General features: G+C 52.3%; 11 protein-coding genes and 3 pseudogenes. 6 read left to right on the top strand and 8 right to left on the bottom strand.

What is annotated here, in order from left to right:
- Positions 1–418: 418 nt before the first annotated feature.
- Positions 419–1583 (top strand): annotated as a pseudogene (locus SLW75_RS04365) (site-specific integrase).
- 182 nt (positions 1584–1765) lie between these two features.
- Here the strand turns inward: SLW75_RS04365 and SLW75_RS04370 are convergent.
- The 3 genes from SLW75_RS04370 to SLW75_RS04380 are packed head-to-tail and all read right to left on the bottom strand — an operon-like array spanning position 1766 to position 5455.
- Positions 1766–2800, bottom strand: coding sequence for a TniQ family protein (locus SLW75_RS04370; RefSeq protein WP_410933641.1), 1035 nt, complete (start codon positions 2798–2800; stop codon positions 1766–1768).
- Positions 2800–3666, bottom strand: a complete 867-nt coding sequence (locus SLW75_RS04375; RefSeq protein ID WP_410933642.1) for a TniB family NTP-binding protein — start codon at positions 3664–3666, stop codon at positions 2800–2802. The genes SLW75_RS04370 and SLW75_RS04375 overlap by 1 nt, the downstream gene beginning before the upstream one ends.
- Entirely contained in the window at positions 3656–5455 is a 1800-nt protein-coding gene (locus SLW75_RS04380; protein ID WP_410933643.1) for a Mu transposase C-terminal domain-containing protein, read from the bottom strand. The genes SLW75_RS04375 and SLW75_RS04380 overlap by 11 nt, the downstream gene beginning before the upstream one ends.
- 683 nt (positions 5456–6138) lie before the next feature.
- Between SLW75_RS04380 and tnpB the strand changes: the two genes are divergently transcribed.
- From tnpB to SLW75_RS04400, 4 genes and pseudogenes are all read left to right on the top strand, one after another.
- Positions 6139–6447: an IS66 family insertion sequence element accessory protein TnpB gene (gene tnpB / locus SLW75_RS04385; RefSeq protein ID WP_410933644.1), complete on the top strand. Its 309-nt coding sequence runs from the start codon at positions 6139–6141 to the stop codon at positions 6445–6447.
- 121 nt (positions 6448–6568) lie between these two features.
- A pseudogene (gene tnpC / locus SLW75_RS04390) lies at positions 6569–8035 on the top strand (IS66 family transposase).
- Positions 8036–8156: 121 nt separating this feature from the next.
- Entirely contained in the window at positions 8157–8462 is a 306-nt protein-coding gene (locus SLW75_RS04395) for a hypothetical protein (protein WP_410933645.1), read from the top strand.
- 376 nt (positions 8463–8838) lie between these two features.
- Positions 8839–9627 (top strand): annotated as a pseudogene (locus SLW75_RS04400) (LLM class oxidoreductase); the annotation flags it as partial.
- 361 nt (positions 9628–9988) lie between these two features.
- Here the strand turns inward: SLW75_RS04400 and SLW75_RS04405 are convergent.
- The 5 genes from SLW75_RS04405 to SLW75_RS04425 all read right to left on the bottom strand — a co-directional run bounded on the left by SLW75_RS04405 (position 9989) and on the right by SLW75_RS04425 (position 17273).
- Positions 9989–12748, bottom strand: a complete 2760-nt coding sequence (locus SLW75_RS04405; protein WP_410933821.1) for an AAA family ATPase — start codon at positions 12746–12748, stop codon at positions 9989–9991.
- 278 nt (positions 12749–13026) lie between these two features.
- Positions 13027–13566 carry a DsbA family protein gene (locus SLW75_RS04410; RefSeq protein ID WP_065991699.1) on the bottom strand — a complete coding sequence of 180 codons (540 nt, stop codon included), beginning with the start codon at positions 13564–13566 and terminating at the stop codon, positions 13027–13029.
- An 8-nt stretch (positions 13567–13574) separates the two neighbouring features.
- The gene (locus tag SLW75_RS04415; protein ID WP_410933646.1) at positions 13575–14129 is read right to left on the bottom strand and encodes a redoxin domain-containing protein; all 555 of its coding nucleotides are present in this window, start codon (positions 14127–14129) and stop codon (positions 13575–13577) included.
- 365 nt (positions 14130–14494) lie between these two features.
- Positions 14495–14797 (bottom strand): putative quinol monooxygenase, encoded by a 303-nt coding sequence (locus SLW75_RS04420; protein WP_062383845.1) that lies wholly within the window; start codon positions 14795–14797, stop codon positions 14495–14497.
- 265 nt (positions 14798–15062) lie between these two features.
- Positions 15063–17273, bottom strand: a complete 2211-nt coding sequence (locus tag SLW75_RS04425; protein ID WP_410933647.1) for a putative bifunctional diguanylate cyclase/phosphodiesterase — start codon at positions 17271–17273, stop codon at positions 15063–15065.
- A gap of 821 nt (positions 17274–18094) precedes the next feature.
- Here SLW75_RS04425 and SLW75_RS04430 point away from each other — a divergent pair.
- Positions 18095–19195 carry a low temperature requirement protein A gene (locus SLW75_RS04430; protein ID WP_410933648.1) on the top strand — a complete coding sequence of 367 codons (1101 nt, stop codon included), beginning with the start codon at positions 18095–18097 and terminating at the stop codon, positions 19193–19195.
- Positions 19196–19203: the final 8 nt, after the last annotated feature.

Consider the following 19203-nt stretch of genomic DNA (forward strand, 5'->3'; position numbering starts at 1 on the left):
CGATGGCTATCCACCGCCAGCGCAATGGAGGGTCGGGGATGGATGATTCACTAGCGCGGCCAATTCGTAGGGTTGGGCCTCATGGCGACTCATCAACTGCGTCTCCGCCAGTGCACCCCCCACCTGTGTTAAGACGCCAGCGGATCAAGTCGGTTCGCTTCGGATCGATCAAGCATTCCCAATGCGCACGGCTCTAGGAGGAAATGCAGGCACAATTTATAGCCGATGCCGCTAGGCTGCGCCGGAATTTGAACTAAACCTTGGTTGCGTCTGACGGCCAGACGAGCCTTCGACTGCGGCCCCGATATGATCGTTGAATGGATGCCTTCACTCTGCGCACTTGGATCTGATAAGCACGGTGTTATCCGCCCTTATCTATCAAAATAGGGATTTAAAATACGTAAATAGTACAAACCAGATTTCGCAGGTCGACGAAACGCCGCTGGACCTGCATCTTCTAACACTAAACGCCCTGGATGCAGCCGCAGCATTTATTGCCGCGGGCACGGCGGACAATACCGTGCGCAGCTATCGCAGTGCCCACGCCTATTGCTCGGCGTGGTTACACCTGCGCTACGAACAGGCGCTAGGCGGTGCGCCTTTACCCGCCGCAGTGGCGGTCCAGTTTGTGGTTGATCACCTCGCCCGTCCGACGGGCGACGGGAGATGGGTGCACTTATTGCCGGCGTCCATTGATGCCGAGTTTAGCCGAGCAATGGTCAAAGCCAAGCCGAGTGTCCTGGCCTATAACACCGTCAGTCACCGACTTTCGGTGCTGGGCAAATGGCATCGACTAAATAGCTGGGAGAGCCCCACCGATGCTCCAGCGCTCAAGAGTTTGCTACGCGAGGCACGCAAGGCACAGTAACGTCAGGGGCTATCAGTGCGTAAAAAAACCGCCATCGTGCTTGAACCGTTACAGGAGCTATTGGCCACCTGCGCCGATGGTCTTCGCGGTTAGGATGACCGCGCCCTCCTCCTTCTGGCCTAGAGCGTCGGCGGCCGACGGCGTTCTGAGGTGGTGAATTTACAAATCAGCGATGTACGCCAACTGGATACCGACCCCGGCTGTATGCACTGGGTGTGACCAACACCGATACGGGCGGGGTTCGTAGAGAAAAGCCGCTACGGGGTCCACCGGCCGATGCACTCACCGCTTGGTATTGGCAGCACCAGCGGAGTCTGGCCCTTTATTTCGACGTATGTATAAAGGAGACAAAGTTGGGTCAACAGAACTGTCCGCTGACCAGGTGGCGCGGATTGCTCAGCGCAGAGCCAAATTGGCAGGCCTCGAGGGCGATTGGGCAGCGCATAGTCTACGCTCAGGATTCTTGAGCGATGCGGGCCGTCAGGGTGTTCCGTTGGGTGAAGTGATGGCTATGACTGAACACCGCAGTGTGACTACGGTAATGGGGTACTTTCAAGTGGGTGCATTACTCGAAAGTCGAGTGACAACTCTATTTAAGTCGTCAATGGTAAATGAGGAAAAGCTCCCCGCGGCTGTGGATATACAGGTACAGGTCAGGAGGCAGCTAGTCCTTTCTCAGGGTACTGCAGTAATCCGCTCAGCCAGGAACCCGTAAAGTTAGTCAAGGCTATAGGCGCCGAGATCAGAGCCCCAGCAACTTAAGCTTTATTATCAATGACAAGATTGCGAGCAATCGGCAGCAAACTCTATGGAAAATAGACTTATAAACGCTAAAATATATAAAAATAAGATGATGCTATCCTCTACAAATAGTCATAGTGAGGTGAAAGCAAACAGCTATCTGGAGCCAAATTTAAAGTCTCGGCAAAAAATACGCTGACCGACATCCCTTTCAAGTCGAGCAAACAAATTATCTATCTTGCTGCCAGGAATACGTTTAAAAACTCCAAAGAATCCATGCAGATACTCATAATCAGAAACATCACTACACCCAAAGTAAATTGTAGGAATAATGGATTTTGAGGATGGAAAAAAAATATTTAGCATTCCGGCAACTTTTCCGACGTTGTCTATTTCGCTATCTGTCAATAGGTCCATCAAATACGCAGCCATGAAGAGACTCCCATATTTAGCCCTTGCGCCAGAAACCTCTGCACCATATTCGATTGAATCAGCATAAGATGTGACGCGCTCGAGAAACGGAACCGATCTTGAGCCAAATGTGTAATGTGCCACTCCTGCTCGTGACCTGAACGTACGAGCCATTAGAAATACGTCAGACAATTTCCGAAATAACTCTAACTCAGTAAGTGAGCACGCTTTTTTACGCTTGAAAATCCTATGCGACAGGTTAAAACACAACAGAGAGAGTCGTTCGACATTGATAGTGGGCTTAGGGTGGACGGCATGCACGTTCTGTACAAACGCATCCCATGATTTAGAGATGGTAGGGGCTTGTTCCAAACTAACAAGTTCTTCTCTGTGATAAACGCAATGCATGGACTCTCTATAACACCAGCTTTTACGCCACCCCGGCAATTGACCAGAAGCAATATCTGCGCTTAGGCAACTCTTACAAAATAGCGTACGACGCGCCCAGCTAACTAATTTATGGTTTTGTGGCTCAAACTTTTTTGTAATGGTTTTACTGCTAAAACCTGTAATTAGAGCAGCATTTTTGAAAAAATCAGAGGTAAAATCGAAGTCAAAGTCAATACTGTGTGGGACCGGGCCGTCCCATTGCATCTCTACATTTGGTAGAATATTTATTCGATTGATACCTTTGATTTTTCGTTGAAGAGAAATACGGTAGAGCCATGAGCTAAGAGTCTCATCCTTAAAAGGACTAACACACTGACTCAGGTGCTTCATCAAAAGCCCCATGGGTCAACTGAAGCGCTTACGATACAGGCTTCATCTATACGCTCAAGTCTGCGCATCAACGCATAACAGCCAGCAGAGCGTATTAAATCTATAACCTTATCCATCCGACCGCCTGTAGAGAACAATATTAACTGTGTCAATTTTTTCTCATAAAGCCTAGATGGTTCTTTCAACGGAAGGCGCTGCTCCAGGCCTAATAAAAATGATCGGAAGTTTTCGCTTTCCGACCAATCATCCAATAGAACCTCAGTAAATCTCCTTTTGGTTTCGATTTTTGCATTTAGGACTCTTCGTGCCCCAACTGCTCCAAATGCGAACAGTTTCATTCCGTAGGGGTCGCTAAGCAAGGTTTTCAACATTGACCCGTTCATTCTCTGCTCATGCTTGCCAACGAGCAGAAGATCGTGAAACTCATCTATGACAAGCCCCCACTTTGACCTTAGGCTTAGCACCTCCACAAGTTCTCTTGGCAGTGAGACTGACGATTTTCCGCGTGAACCCGCAGATGAAAGAGGGACACCTAATTCTCTGTATATTTCAGATTTTAAATCCTTTTTCCGCTCCAGTTCGTCAGGGTCGGCGGCCATATTTACAAAAATTAATCCGCTGCTATTGGTGATTCTATGTTCAATCTGCCTGACAATCGCCGTTTTGCCTGTTCCGCCCACGCCACTCACTAATAAGGCTGGAGCAGTAATCCGCTTCGGAGCCATCTCGATGTTATTCATAATTTGAAAAATCTTTTCACTAGGAGCATAGTCTATCCACATATCTTGCAGCATTATTACCTTCCTAGCATCAACATCTAAATCTAAGCAATGCTTAAGATCCTGTCTGATATGATCAGCTGCCATGACTCTTCCCTCCGTTGAATGGTGTAGGTGGTCGCGTGTAATCTACATTTGATACATTTTCAGCGGGTACATTCGGGCTTGGGTGGGCAAGATGGTATTCTTCCTTATGGGCTTTCGATCGCGCGGTAAGCTTTTTACTTTCCCCTAATATTCCCTCGGCCTCACGATAAGAATCAACGACGGCCAGATCGGTAAACTTTCCAGGAATCTTACGACCACTAAAACATAAGCTTGCGCGATATTCTTCAAGCGTATAGTCAGGCTCGCTCAAATCTGAAAATGGCACTGGGATGTAGCTACTATCAACACGGAGCCATATCTGGCTTAGTGAAAAAGGGTCATATTTAAAAACTGCTTTTTTTGTTCCAATATAAGGCTCAAGGATTGGATCCCAATAAAACCTTCCTTTAAATTGAATACCATATGGATGTACATCTCGCGTGTCAGCAGGCATAAACTGCAGTCGGAATTGATGCGGATCTGTAACAATCGGAGGATACGGAGTTATACCCTCTGGCTTGAAATAACTATTCCAAGCCTCGGTTGGAGACTTCCCTAGCCCAGAGTGTACTTTATTGTGGTATTCGAAAACCTGCAGACAAAACCAGCGACTAAACTCTCTGAATGTCATGGTAGGCGCAGCACACTTACTTAAATCTTTCCGCGCCCTTGAATCTGACATTGTTGTGCCGCTTAACAGATGAACCTTATTCATCATCGTGCCGATATAGCGCTCCACATGTCCTCCATAATGTTTCGCTCCAAGGGGACGGTGGTCGTAAGCAATTTGCGCCTGGATTAAAGCCGACAGAAACTTAGCGCTTGTGAATTCACCGGCGTTATCCATATAGACAAGCGCTGGCACACCAAAAAAAGGATAAGAGTATTTAGCAAGATCAAGCCTTTCAAGAAAGTCATTTTTCATTAGCACTGCGTGAGACATAGCCGAGGCCACCGAGACAGCGCTAGGAGAATGCAGACTTAAATAGTACCCCAGCAAGACCCGCGTATTCACATCTATTACTACTGTTAGCCATGGACGACCTATAATATGAACACGGTCGTTTGCAAGCAAAATAATATCTGCAAGCGTGTGATCCATTTGAACTAGCTCTAAAGGGCGTTCTGTTTTGCGTTTTCCGGGTCTAGCAGCGTGCTTTTGAGTTGCAACTGCCTTCCCTTCACGTAACCGGGTTACCTGTCGTGCGGTGAGCGTGGCCTTTATTCTTCTCAGAACAGTCCGCTGACATGGACTGGCGATTCCCTTCTCCATGCATGCGATCTGCACATCATTCCAGACAGTCGATAATGGAATACTTTCCTCGTTTTGGAATTTAGCTATGGATTTCGTAATTTCAAATTGCGCGAGCTCCGGCAGCCGACTTACCCCTCGCTTTGCTCCTCGAAGTCTCCTTACAAGTCCTATAGGACCTAGTTCTTTGTCGAAATTTTTTTGCAGTTTGTACAGATGACTTTTAGCTACTCCCAATTCCAAAGATGCTTCCGTAAAATCAAATTCACCACTTCTTAACTTTTCTAGTATTTCGAAACGACGGCATGCCTCTTTCATTTCTTGGTCGGGCACATCTAACGGCATAACTGTACCCAAAGGAACGACATTATGACGATTAGTTGGCTTCAGATACTCTATATCGGAAAGTCTTACAACCACTGTCTTTGAAGTCGATACAAGCACAACCTCGACATGCTCACCCCCAAGAGCACGAGTTACAACTGCAGCCTTGCCTGCCGCAATCACCTGAAGACCCTCTACAAGTTCAGTTGGCACGGGATTATTCTCCTATCGAAGATATGAGTTGCTCTGCCTTTTCTACCAAAGAATGATTGGTTTTTGCAATCAATTTTTTTAAGTGATCAGGATCTATCGTCGACCAGCTGGATTGCATACTGATTACTTTGCAATTCAGGCTTTAGTTCACTCCCTCTATAGGTGGTGATTTTGTGTGCGCATTTTGGGTTGTCATTTTCAAATGCTGAAAACTCTTCTCAGCCCCGAGTAAGTCGCCGCCTCTATTGGTATTACCTGAAATCGCTGAATGACCTTTTTGGATTTTTTTAAAGATTTTGCGAGGTTTTATACCGATTGCATCGCATGACGACAGAAAACGTCCATTTTCAATACACCGTTTTGGGATTGAGTGCTAGCCATGTCGAATGGTAGGCATAACCTACGAAAACAACAGCTATTGGGCCTTACAGTTTGTCTCGTCGACCTCAATCCATCATGTCACCGGTGGCTGCCGGCTAGCCATGCGCTTTGCTGGGTCACTATCACGTACTGGCATTGCACCCTGGGAAGACCGCTAGAGAGATTCCATATCGCAATCCGGCAGAGGGAGCTCCTTGCAACCGGCTCCATTTGATCGTAAGCGCTCCATAAACCCCACATTCCAAGCGCTCATGTGATGCTCGATTCTGTGCTCCCGATTATCTCAGGAGCCCCTCACCAGGATGCGACCCGACATCAAAGTCGAAAAAGTCTATCTCTACCCCAAACCCCTCGACTTCCGAAAATCCACCGATGGTCTGGCAGCCTTGGTCGAGTTGGACATCAAGGTCGCAGTCTTCGACCCAGTGCTTTTTGTCTTCCTCAATAAACCACGTAAACGCGAGAAGATCTTGTACTGGGAACGCAACGGCTTCTGGCTTTGGCTCAAACGCCTGGAGTCCGAGCGCTTCAAAACGTCGCCCGACGTGACGGACGAAGCGATTATCCTGACCGTCTGTCTAGGAACTCAACTGGATGCTCGACGGTTTTGACCTCTAGCGTAACCGTCCTCATCAAATTTTGACGCCGCGATTCGTGGCCTGATTCCGTATTATCCAGGGCATGAATTTTATGCCCGAAAACCTCCTTGACGATCTTCAACTTTTCAAGCAGATGCTTGCGAAGATGCAGTCGCGGGTCGGTTTTCTTGAAGAGTAAACGCGCTGCTGTGTCAGCGCTTGTTCGGACGTAAGTCCGAGCAGACGCCTGATCCTGCCAGGTCTCAGCTAGCTAGCCCTTTTCAATGAAGCAGAGAGCATCGCCGACGTTGCCGACGTTGCCGACGAAGACACGGAAGAAGGGGTCGACGCACCCGCCGAGCGCCGTGGGAGCCGGGAGCCACTGCCTGGGAATCTGCCGCGCATCGAAGTCACTCACGAACTGCCCGAGCATGAACTGACCTGCGCCTGCGGTTGCCACAAACACGCCATTGGCGAGGAAATCAGCGAGCAACTCGAAGTCGTCCCGTTGCAGATGCGGGTGATCAAACACTTCCGTGAAGTCTACGGTTGCCGCGACTGCGAGACTGCACCGGTCACTGCGGACGAGCCAGCTCAGTTGATTGAAAAAAGCATGGCGAGCCCGAGCGTTCTGGCGATGCTGCTGACCACCAAATATGTGGACGGTTTGCCGATTCACCGTTTTGGAAAAGTACTGGGCCGCCACGGCATCGATATCTCTCGCCAGACCTTGGCACGCTGGGTTATCCAATGCGGGGAACACTTCCAGCCATTGCTGAATTTAACGCGCGACAGCCTATTGGCCAGCCGGGTCATCCATTGCGATGAAACGCGGGTACAAGTGTTGAAAGAGCCTGACCGCGAGCCAAGCAGCCAGCCATGGATGTAAGTGCAAACCGGCGGCCCGCCGGATAAGCAGGTCATCCTTTTTGACTACTCCACCAGTCGAGCGCAGGAGGTGCATGCGCGCCTGCTCGATGGCTATCGTGGCTACGTCATGATCGATGATTATGCCGGTTACAACGCACTGGGCGCTCAAGCCGGAGTTGAGCGTTGAGGATGCTGGGCACATGCGCGTCGCACGTTTGTTGAAGCAGTGCAGCCCAAAGGTAAAACGGGGCGCGCGGATATCCCGCTGAATCTGATCAACAAGCTTTACGGCATCGAACGCTACCGAAAAGCTTGCGGCAACGCTGAACGTAAGATCGGTCGTCACGAACGAAGCCTGCCGATACTGGCTCAGTTGAAAAGTTGGATCGAAAAGACGCAGCTACAGGTCACTGCTCAGAACGCCCAGGGCAAAGCCATCAGTGACCTCGCCAGTAACTAGAGCTGGCTGGAGCGATACGTCGAGGAAGGCTACCTGCCGCTCGACAATAACGCCGCTCAACGCACGATCCGCCACTTCGTGATCGGAAGAAGGAACTGGCTGTTTAGCGACACGCCCAAGGGTGCGACGGCCAGTGCTCAACTTTACAACCTGGTCAAGACCGCTAAAGCCAACGGCCAAGAGCCCTATGCATGGCTTCGCCACGCACTGTAACACCTGCCAACGGCGACATCGGTTGAATATTACGAAGCCTTGCTGCCGTGGAACTGCTCACCCGCATCGCCTAGCTGACCGCGCCTGCCATATTAGGATCGGTGGGGGTTATAGAGCGCTTACATTTGATCAACCCTCGCTAATGCTGACAGCCTGCCAGCATCCCGGATACCCTACAAAGAGCATTTAAGAGTATCTGATGACAATGGATCTTTCGGTCATCCTGTATGTATTGTCTGCCCAGAATTACGCCGCTGGTGGCCTCCTGACCTCGTGTCTGCATTGCCTAAAATCCTTGTTTGATGATGCCAGCATGTTTGCCTTCAACTGCGCATTCGATCCTGTGTGTACGAACAGGGGGGCGTTCAGATTGAAATTGGCTGAGAAACTTTCAATTTCGGGTTTTCGCGGGCCTAGATTCATGGTGATCCAGGCAACCGCGATGCTCACTATGTTCGACGAGGCTTTTGTGATAAGCCCTTATAAAAACACGGTGCTTGTCTGAATGGGTGGGCTTGCTCAGAGGCTTTAACGGGCCTCCGAGGTGAGCCGCCATTGCTGCTGCGCAAGTCATTTATTTGATGTTGGATCCGGTCTAATAAGTTATCAGATTACAATCGCGGAATTCGATGTGCTCATAATTCCTTCGGCTGGTGCAACCTCAAATCAGAACGCAGATCAGCAAGGTGCAGCAAATATTCCGCAAGTATGTGAACTCCATTACATCGAAATGGTGTTTTGCTCAGGCCAATTACGACTCAAAAAACGATAGATTCCCTATCGTTCGACTCGAAATCTATTTTTTTCAAAGTCATTGCCTTTTAACTTACTGAAAAATAGTCACTTTTTATATTTATCATTTTTGCTTACCGGTCACACCACCTCTTCGGGATCCCGGTTTCGGCGATGTTGGCCAACTGTTCGACCCTTGGGTTTATCTGGGCTACATGGCCGCGCATACGTCTGAGATTGCGCTTGGCACTGCGTCCATTGCCATACCGTTGCGCCATCCGCTGCATACCGCCAAGGCATCTGCCAGCGTCGATCAACTGAGCGCAGGTCGCTTGATTCTGGGGGTGGCTTCCGGCGATCGTCCGGTGGAGTTTTTAGCTTTCGGCGTCGATCCCGAAAGGCGCGGAGAGATCTTTCGAGAGCACTATGAGGTGATCCGCCGCGCCCACAGCACCAGCTTCGAACCCATCCGCTGGAGCAGTGGTGAGATGCAGGGCGCTGACTTGATTCCCAAACCCACAACCCAATCCATTCCAATGCTTGTGACTGGAAACAGTCGCCAGTCGCTGGACTGGATCGCGCGCGAAAGCCTCGGATGGATCAACTATCCACGCATACCGAACATGCAGCGGCTGATCGTTGAAGACTGGCGACGTGAGGTCATGAAGCAATGTGGCGCCGTCTATAAGCCCTTCGCTCAGTCGCTTTATATCGACCTCGACGAGACTCCATCCACGCCGCCTACACGCATTCATTTAGGTTTCAGACTGGGACGCTACCATCTGCGATTTTTGCTGGAGTCGCTTGAGGAGATAGGGGTGGACCACGTTATCCTGAACCTCAAATACGGAAAGCGCCCTGCTGAGGAAGTCATTGAGGAGCTGGGTACTCACATTGTTCCGGAATTCGCAGTACAGCCGCGTCCTGAAGCGGACTGATACACCCACCACCGCCACGCCCGAGTAATGTGATTTACGGCTGGGTGACCATGAGTTGCTTTCACCCGAAGGCGAAGCCTGCCAGGCTGGCGCTGTTCCAGCGCCATGGAGAGCACTACGATAGCCGTCATGTTGGCGTTGACTTCGGTACTGATGACCTTGAGTTTGAGCGCCTGGCAAATGGCACAAACGCAATTTCGCCGCCCTGTGCCATCAATGGACCTTCAGGACCAGGCACCTCCTGAGCCTGCATCAAGCACGCATCATCGTCTGCCGGGTTCGTCCAGGCATCCGAAGATCCCGTGCTTGATTGCACGACGTCATCAACAGTCCTGCTACTCAATGACGGGAGCACGTTGAGCTAAGTCCCTGTCCCCGCGATAGACACGCGATCATCAGGCTGGTCGGGCGGACTCATGTTTGCCGAGGCGCTTGGCGCATCCAGCTTATTGAAGAGCACTTCGTTACGCGCTTTGTCGTAACCCAGCTCAACGCTGTCGCCGGCCTGTAGCTTGCCAGCGAGCATTTCCTTCGCAAGCCACGTTTCGACGGTCTGGCGAATCTGACGTTTCAACTCGCGCGCGCCAAACTCGGGCTGATAACCAACATCCGCCAGATGATCAATGAGGGTGTCAGCCACTTTCACCGTGATGTTCTGGGCAGCCGCGGTTCGAATGACCCGATCAAGTTGAATGCCTACAATCGATCTGATGTTGTCACGGGTAAGGGCATGGAACACGATGATGTCATCAATACGGTTCAGGAATTCGGGACGAAAATGCCCTTTCAAGACTCCCATTAATTCATCACGTAACGCTTTATCCGTAAGGCGTTCATCTTCCGGGCGCTCAAGATTCTCCATGATAACGGGTGAGCCCAGATTGCTGGTGGCGATGATGATCGTATTGCTGAAGTCGACAACACGCCCCTTGCCGTCCGTGAGACGACCATCATCGAACACCTGCAGCAATACGTTGCTCACATCGGGATGCGCCTTCTCGATCTCGTCGAGCAGAATCACACTGTAGGGCTTGCGGCGGACACGCTCTGTCAACTGACCACCTTCTTCGTATCCCACATAACCGGGTGGCGCACCGATCAACCGGGCAACCGCATGACGCTCCATGTACTCCGACATATCGATGCGAATGATCGATTGATCGTCGCCAAACACCGTCTCTGCCAACGCTTTGGCCAACTCGGTTTTGCCCACGCCGGTTGGACCAAGAAAGAGAAACGTGGCAATAGGTCTGTTGGCCTGTCCAAGGCCGGCGCGGGACAAACGAACCGCATCGCTGACCGCAAGCACGGCGTCTTCCTGCCCGACCAGCCGATCACGCAAAGTGTCTTCCATGTTCAGCAGCTTCTGACGCTCTTCCTGGGTGAGTTCGGTTACCGGAATACCGGTCAGACGGGAGAGTACTTCGGCAATCGACTCAAGGGTCACCTCGAGGGTTTCGGAACCCGTCTTGCGCTCCCAGGCTTCTGTCTCCTCTCCCAACTGGGCTTGTTTTTGACCGATGCGCTCTTGGAAGCCTTTGGATTCATCAAAGCGTTTACGCGAGGATGAATAGTCCTGTTCGCGTTTGAGCTGGGTGATTTCTGCTTCCAGCTCCTGAATGCCAGCGGGCCTTGACGAGGCGCTGATGCGCACGCGGGCCGCAGCCTGGTCGATCAGGTCAATGGCCTTGTCCGGCAGAAAGCGCGAGGTAATGTAACGATCCGACAGCTCCGCCGCTGCCACGAATGCTTCGTCGGCGAACGTCACCTGATGGTGCGCCTCAAGCTTATCGCGCAGCCCACGCAGGATAATGATGGTCTGTTCTACAGTGGGCTCGGATATCAGGACGGGCTGAAAACGTCTTTCGAGCGCCGCATCCTTTTCGATGTGCTTTTGGTACTCATTGAGCGTCGTCGCACCGATCAGACTGAGCTCCCCGCGTGCCAGTGCGGGTTTCAATACGTTGGCAATGTCCAAGCCGCCCTCTTCACCTCCCTGCCCCGCGCCAACGATCGTATGCAGCTCATCGATGAACAGAATCAGCTCCGAGCTCTTTGCAGCCACTTCATCGAGCAGTTGCTTGGCGCGCTCCTCAAATTCACCACGGTATTTGGAGCCCGCGACCATTGAGTTCAGATTGACTTCAACTAGCCGTCTGCCACGCAGAATTTCCGGGACATCGCCCTTTACTATGCGCTGTGCAAGCCCCTCAACGATGGCTGTCTTGCCAACGCCGGGTTCGCCGATCAGGACCGGATTGTTCTTCCTCCGGCGGGCCAGCACCTCGATGGTGTTTTCGATTTCCAGCGCGCGGCCCAATACGGGATCCAGCTTGCCCTCACGAGCCAATGACGTCAGGTCGCGACCGAACTTGTCGAGTGTCGGTGTTCCCGTGGGGGTCTCGACTCTCCCGTCCTCAGCCCCCTTACCCACCACTTTGACCACCTTCTGCCGCAAAGCTTCAGGGGTCACGCCGTATTTTTTCAGCAGCGTTCCGGCAATGCTTTCGGGCACCGAGGAAAGCCCGATCAACAGATGCTCGGGGCCAACATACGAGTGCCCTAAATCACGAGATGCCTGGAACGCAAAATTGAACACTTTCTTCAGTCGAGGCGAGATGCTCATCTGATCCACCGGAGCCTGCGCCTGCGCTGCGCCCCTTTGAGCGTGTTGATCGATGTAGCCTTTGATGTCGTCCGCAGAAAGCTTCAATTCTTTGAGCAACGCTGTGCCTACGTCGGTATCGGCAAGCACATACAACAGATGCTCAGTATCGAGCTCGCTGCGGTTGAACTCATGGGCTTTATCTCCAGCGCGTTGCAGGATTTCCAGCGTCTGGGAGCTGAATGCATCAGTTGCATCGACAGATTCGCGAGGCACATGCGCAGAGAGCCTTAAGTCATCACCCCCCTGTTCCGCCGCTCCGCCAATGCTGTCGAAAAAGCGGGACACTCCACCGCCCAGCAAAGAGTCGAAGGGGTTCAACATGCTTTGATGGCGTAAAAGTTGACGGTAATCGTGGTCGCAAATTGACATGGTTCTGGCCTGACCATTTTGCGACACGGTCACTCGCGCGACAGCGGGTCTGGCGTTACATATTTCACAGAGAGTAGCCATGATGAGTTGTCTCCAAAAATGGATAACACGGACTCATACAGATGGATCTACGTGCCCTCAACGATGCTCAGGAAACAGGGGCATGAGACCAGCAATACGCTGAGCTTGGTCGGCAAGACGATGACGTGGGAGGGAATGGCAGCCTTGGGAAACGATGCCACCCGATCAACATAGTCGCGATCTCATGAAAGCGCGCCACGGCTACTTGATTACCGACGAACGACGACCAGACATTTCGTGTAAATAAACAGCCTATCGTTAGCTATCAACCCAGGCGCTAGCTAGCGATTGAGTCCACGCATCGAGGAAAGCTCAATCGCCTGACTCATCTCGGTGACCTCGGGAGGCCCGTCATAGCGAAGCCCGTCGATGTAGAACGCAGGCGTGCCGTTTACCCCGCTACGTACGCCGCCATTGAAATCGGATTGTATTTTGGGCAGATAGATATCGGTTTGCATGGCAACAACGAGTTCATCGCTGGAAAGGCCGTGTCTCAGTGCGATGGCGCCATACAGCGGCACGCCCAATCGATCCTGATTTTCATACAACTCGTCGTGGGCCTCCCAGAAGAATCCTCGACTCCCGGCATATTCAGCGGTGACAGCTGCACCCAGCGCATGCGGGTGAGCAGTGGTTAGTGGAAAGTTGCGGAAAACAAGCAACAGATCCTCGCCAAAATGCTGCTGCAGCTTCTTGACGACCCAGTACGCCAAACCGCAATAGGGGCATTCGTAGTCGCCATATTCCACCAGTGTGACCTTGGCATGCGCCCTTCCCTGGCGATGGTCGTTTGCAGTTACCGGGACTTTGAGAGTGGCCATGTGATCACCTACTGGCTTTTGGAGGGCGTGCTGTGTGGGGAATCCGCCAGAGCATCCAGAGCATCCAGCGCATCCAGAATGCCGTCCGCTCCAGGATTGATTGCCATCGGTGAAACGTAACTCCAGACGACCACCCCCTCCTTGTCAATCACGAACAACGCCCGCTTACAAACTCCAAGGTGGGATTCGTACGCGCCATACTGTCGCGCCACCGCTCCTTTGGGCTCGAAATCGGCAAGCAGGCTGAAGTGAAAACCACGATCTTTGACGAAGGCCTGATGACACCAGGCGCTGTCCACGGAAATACCCAGCAGCGTCGCGCCGTACTCTCTGAATGTGGGGAGCACCTGGTTGTACAAGGTCAGTTGGTCGCCACACACCGAGCTCCAGTCAGCGGGATAGAACGCCAATATTACGGGACTTCCTTTTAGCTCGTGCAGGGACAGCCGCTGATCGGGGGTGGCGTACAGGGAGAAATCGGGGGCGACAGTGCCGGCTGGAAGTGGTCCTTGAACCGGGCCGTCGGTCGTTTCTTTTGCATCATCCAATGCTGAAGTGTTCATTGCTTGAGCCCTGATAGATGGGGGTGGGTTCTGCTCAGCCGGATACGACTCGCCCGGCGGGATAACTCCATCCACCGTCAAGGGATTCAGAGTGGCGAAGAGGCCTCGATACAAGCCTGAGTGTCTTCGGCTGCGAGGGTTATGGTCCGCATCAACGAGCACGAGGCGATCCGCCGTGCTTTTGCGGAACGGGGTTGAGGCCAGGTTGGCAGCACAACGGCTGATTTGATCTGACGCACCAATGACTATAGTCGCTGTTGGCACCTCCCCCGCGAAAAGAGACCCGCGGTAACGTCCAGACTCAGCCGCGTCCCTGACGCGGCAAACGGCGGCAGGGACGGGTTGGAATGCCTCGTCGGGCTTGCCTAGCCGGGCAGCTTTGCCGCAAGGACGTCAACCTTCTCGATTGACGGCGGTTCGGCAAACAGCTCGGCAGCCTTTGCCATAAGCGCGGCGGCGACCTTGCCCGAAAGATGAGCCTGTCGGCCTGCTTCATCCGGGAAGGCGTCAAAGATGCCAAAGGTGGAAGGTCCCAAGCGGATGGCGAACCAGGCCGTGGTGGCTGGCTCCTCCGCCACGATTGCAAGACCACTCACTAAAAAGCTCTCAACCTCTTTCTCTTTCCCGGGTTTTGCTTCGAGACGAACGAACAACGCTACGTTGACCATGACGTGTGTCCTCTTGTTATGACCAGGTCATCATGCGCCATGCTTTCCAGTAAGCCCAACGGGATATTTGCCGACTTGGCAGCAAGCTCCAGCGTCGTGGGGATGGGAGATAGCGTCGAGTCATTCCGCCGGCAGAGCAAACGGCCAGAAGCAGACGCCGGACTGCCTCGCACCCGTCATTAGCTGCACCCAGCCCATTTACTCGACAGCGGCGCCCTTTCCCTCAGCATCCGATGTTCAAGACGCTGACCAACCGAACGGCCGGTCAGCGATGAAACTCTGGATGGCTCAGGAACGCTTCGAGGGCGGCAAACGGCATCGGTCTGGCTAAGTGATAACCCTGAAAAATATCGCAGCGACTGCCTTTCAGGAATTCCATTTGGGACGCCGTTTCAACGCCTTCGGCGACCACAATGAGGCTGAGGTGGTGGGCCATGGAAATAATGCCCTGGGTGATCGCTGCATCGTGATGATCGGTAGCGATTTCCCGGATGAACGAACGGTCGATCTTGATTTTGTCGATCGGCAAACGCTTGAGGTAGCTGAGGCTGGAAAAACCGGTGCCGAAGTCATCGAGTGCAATCCGCACCCCCAATGCCTTGAGCCGGTGCAACGTCTCGATCGCCTGTTCAGCGTTGTGCAACAGCAGCGACTCGGTGATCTCCAGCTCCAGTTGTTCACCTCGCAGACCATGTTTGTCCAGCGTGGCCTGGACATACTGCACGAAATGGCCACGCTGAAAATGCATCGGTGAGATATTGACGGCCATCGAGATGCCCGTGATGCCCTGCTCGTCCAGCAGGCGCAACTGAGCGCAGGCCGTATCGAGCACCCAAAGGCTAAGCGCGATGATCTGACCGCTGTCCTCGGCCACCGGTACAAACACCGCTGGGGGGATAAATCCCTTTTCCGGATGCTCCCAGCGCAGCAACGCTTCGATCCCGACCACACGCCCGGTGCGTGCGTCGATCTGCGGTTGATAATGCAGCTGTAACGACTGAGTCTCAATAGCCTTTTGCAGGTCATTGCGCAGCGTGGCGTGCTCGCAAACTCGCTGATTCAGGTCGCTGGTGTACCACTGAAAGTTGTTACGCCCTTGTTGTTTGGCTTTGTACATAGCCATGTCAGCCTGCTGGATCAACTGCATCGGCTGCTCAAGGTGACCATCGCTCAGAGTGATGCCGACACTTGCGCTTACGTGCAGGTCGATGCCCTGGATGCAGTAGGGTCTGGCAATGCTGGCCATCAATCGCTCGGCCACCGGCACGACGTCTTCATCACGCAGCAGGTCCGGCAACAGAACGATGAATTCGTCACCGCCCATGCGCACGATCGTGTCCCCGGGCCTAACCTGCTCGGCCATGCGTCGCGCTACCTCGACCAGCACCTGATCGCCAAAGTAGTGGCCGATCGAATCATTGATGGATTTGAAACCATCCAAATCTATGCACATCACCGCCAACAGCCGCTTACGCCGACGACTGAGGTGACAATCCAGAATAAGCTGGTCTTCAAGCGACACACGGTTAAGCAAGCCGGTCAGTTGGTCATGGCTGGCGTTGAAACTCAACTGGCGCTCGAAATGCTTCTGATCGCTGATGTCACGGGCAATGCCAAACACACCAACGATCTCGCCGTTGACCATGATGGGCAGGTTCGAAATGTCCATGGTCAACAGTTTTTCATTCTCGTCTCGAAGCCGTGCCTCGAAGCGTTGAGGGGCTCCGGCGCGCGCTGCGGAAAAATGCCGACTGACCCGCATCAGGTCTTCCTCAGGCACCAGACGGGAAAAGTGATGGCCAATGAACTGGGTTGCAGTCTGCGGCTTAAGCTTCAGGCCTGCGGGATTCACACTCTGGATGTTGCCGAGCAGATCGAGCGCGAACACCGGGTTGGGGTTATAGGTGAACAGTGAACGAAAGCGTTGCTCGCTCTCCTCCAGACGCTGACCGTCACGCTCATGGCGGATTGCGATGACTGCCAGTTGGGCCGCGCACGCAAGTTGTTGAATCTGTACTTCGTCTGGCGTATGGGTGCGATTCTGATACAGGGCAAATGTGCCCAAAACGCTGCCTTCATGGGAGAGCAAAGGAACCGACCAGCACGAATGCAAGTTATGCCCAAGCGCCAGGCTGCGGAAACGCTCCCAATTCGGATCTTGAGCGATGTCTTCAGTGACCACCATTTCGCGCCGGAAAGCTGCCGTGCCGCAGGTGCCTTCCATTGGACCGATCGCCATTCCATGAATCGCCTCACTGTATTTGGCCGGCAGGCCGGGCGCTGCGCCGCTGAGCAAGTGCTTACCCTCGGCGTCAGTGAGGAGAATGGAACAGAACGTATCGGGGCTCAGGGCGTTTTGCATCTGGCAAATAGCGGAAAGTATTTCGTCCAGATGCTGGTCGCTTGCGATCATGCCGAGAATGTCACGTTGCGACTCGGGGAACGTATTGCTGTGAAAATCGGGACGAGTATTCATGGTGGTTCCTGAAGACTCTCGAGGTCGTCCGCTCTACAGAGAGCCAGAAATAATGGGCGGCCGATCAGTGTCCACTAGTGCGTCGGTCGCGCACTGTAGGCAGCGGCGCCCCGCTGAAGAAAGGCTCAGAGGTGACATAAAAAGCAGTGTCAGATTGACGCCGTTTGGCGGTGAACGGACCACGACCATTCGGCCGATGTGATCGCCCTCTGCCCGAACGATCATCATGAAGCGCACTATCGAATGAACAAGGCAGAGGTGCGCGAATTTCCTCACCTTGGCCCAGGGTTTTTACCTGATCGTCACACGTTCGAGACGTGGCTCTGGTCAATTTCTGGGTGCCGTAACGGGCAGCGATTGTCCTTCAGAATGCAGAAGTACCCTCGACTTAGGTAGCTAAACAGCTGCAAAAACCATCGACTGAAAAAAGTCGCCTAAAACTGCAGCGAGAAAAGTGCGCGAACTGCTGGTGGTCTCGGATGCCGAAAATTCGTTCTACGGCTACGGTAGGTGCCAAACACGACTATAGTCACTGGTGAGCCAAGAGGCATCCAACCGTTCTGCTACACACTTGGCCCTCAATCCAATACCGCGAAGACACGGAGGATTACCTCATGCTTCTTCCCGCGAAACTTGAACGTCTGGCTGCTTAAAACACTCAGGCTCAGGCTGAGATTAGGGCCCGTTTCTTTTGTGAATCCACTGATAGTGGATTGAGTGATCCCGCCGGGCACGTTGTATCCCGCTAAGCATGCCCTAACCACCCATCTATCAAGGTTCAGGCAATGGACTCTTCTAGATGCACGCGGAGCCAGCAGCGAATGGAATCTTTAAAGTATTATGAACAAAATCGACACGCCACCTGGTTAGAGTTGTTTTTTGACCTGATTTTTGTCGTGACTATTGGCAAGGTGACTCATACGCTCGGGCATCTACATCAAGGCCACTTTGAACCTGAGCAGATATGGAGTTTCTTACTGCTTTTCGTTCCATTATGGTGGATCTGGTCAAGCCACACTATTTACTCCAACAGGTTTGACACGGACAGTAATCTTCACCGTCTGTCAACATTATTTATAATGCTGTTGCTCATTGTGCTGTCCGCACGGATTGGGGAAGAACTGGAAGTATACTACCCGCTTGTTATCGTCTGCTATGTGGGTATACGTGCCATCATCAGCATCATGTACATCTCGACCATCAATACGGTCGACGGCCGTAGCGAATACGCCTCCAGGCTTGGCTTCGCCCTTTTGGTAAGCTCAGCGATCAGTCTTTCATCCCTTATTTTTGACCCTCCGATTCGATACATTGTAGCTTACATTGGAATTTTTCTTGATATTCTGCTTCCTGTTTTCCCCTGGAGCAAACTAAAACCCCTGCCAGCGCATACAGACCATTTGGTTGAACGACTAGGCTTGCTTACCCTTATCTTATTGGGCGAGTCAGTGATCAGCCTTGCTGGAGGGTTATCTGACATTCAATGGAATCCTTATAATGTAATGGCGGCAATTACCGGATTTGTCATGACATGTAGTATATGGTGGATCTATTTTGATAGCTTTTACCTGCTGAGCAGAAATGAAAGCAGCATGAGTGGGCATTCCTTGATCTACTCGCACCTTTTCCTGTTTTTAGGGCTGGCCCTACTCGCTAACTTGATCAGACATGCGATCTTGAACGACATTGCGATACACGATTTTCAAATTATGTCAGTCATCGGCATGGTCTTATTTTTCGTAGGCAAGCAATATGGCTACTTCATAGCCGTACCTAAGATCAGGAAATACATACTTCAAAACACGTTGATCGTATTTTCTTTAGGTGGCTCATTTATATGGCTGCCTCGTGTCGAATACATATTGATCGGTCTAACGTTAACCATGATCAGTTATGTTTTGCTGAATTTCAGGTATCGTTGAGTGATTCT

Source organism: Pseudomonas sp. W5-01 (genome assembly GCF_046540435.1).
Classification (GTDB): domain Bacteria; phylum Pseudomonadota; class Gammaproteobacteria; order Pseudomonadales; family Pseudomonadaceae; genus Aquipseudomonas; species Aquipseudomonas graminis_B.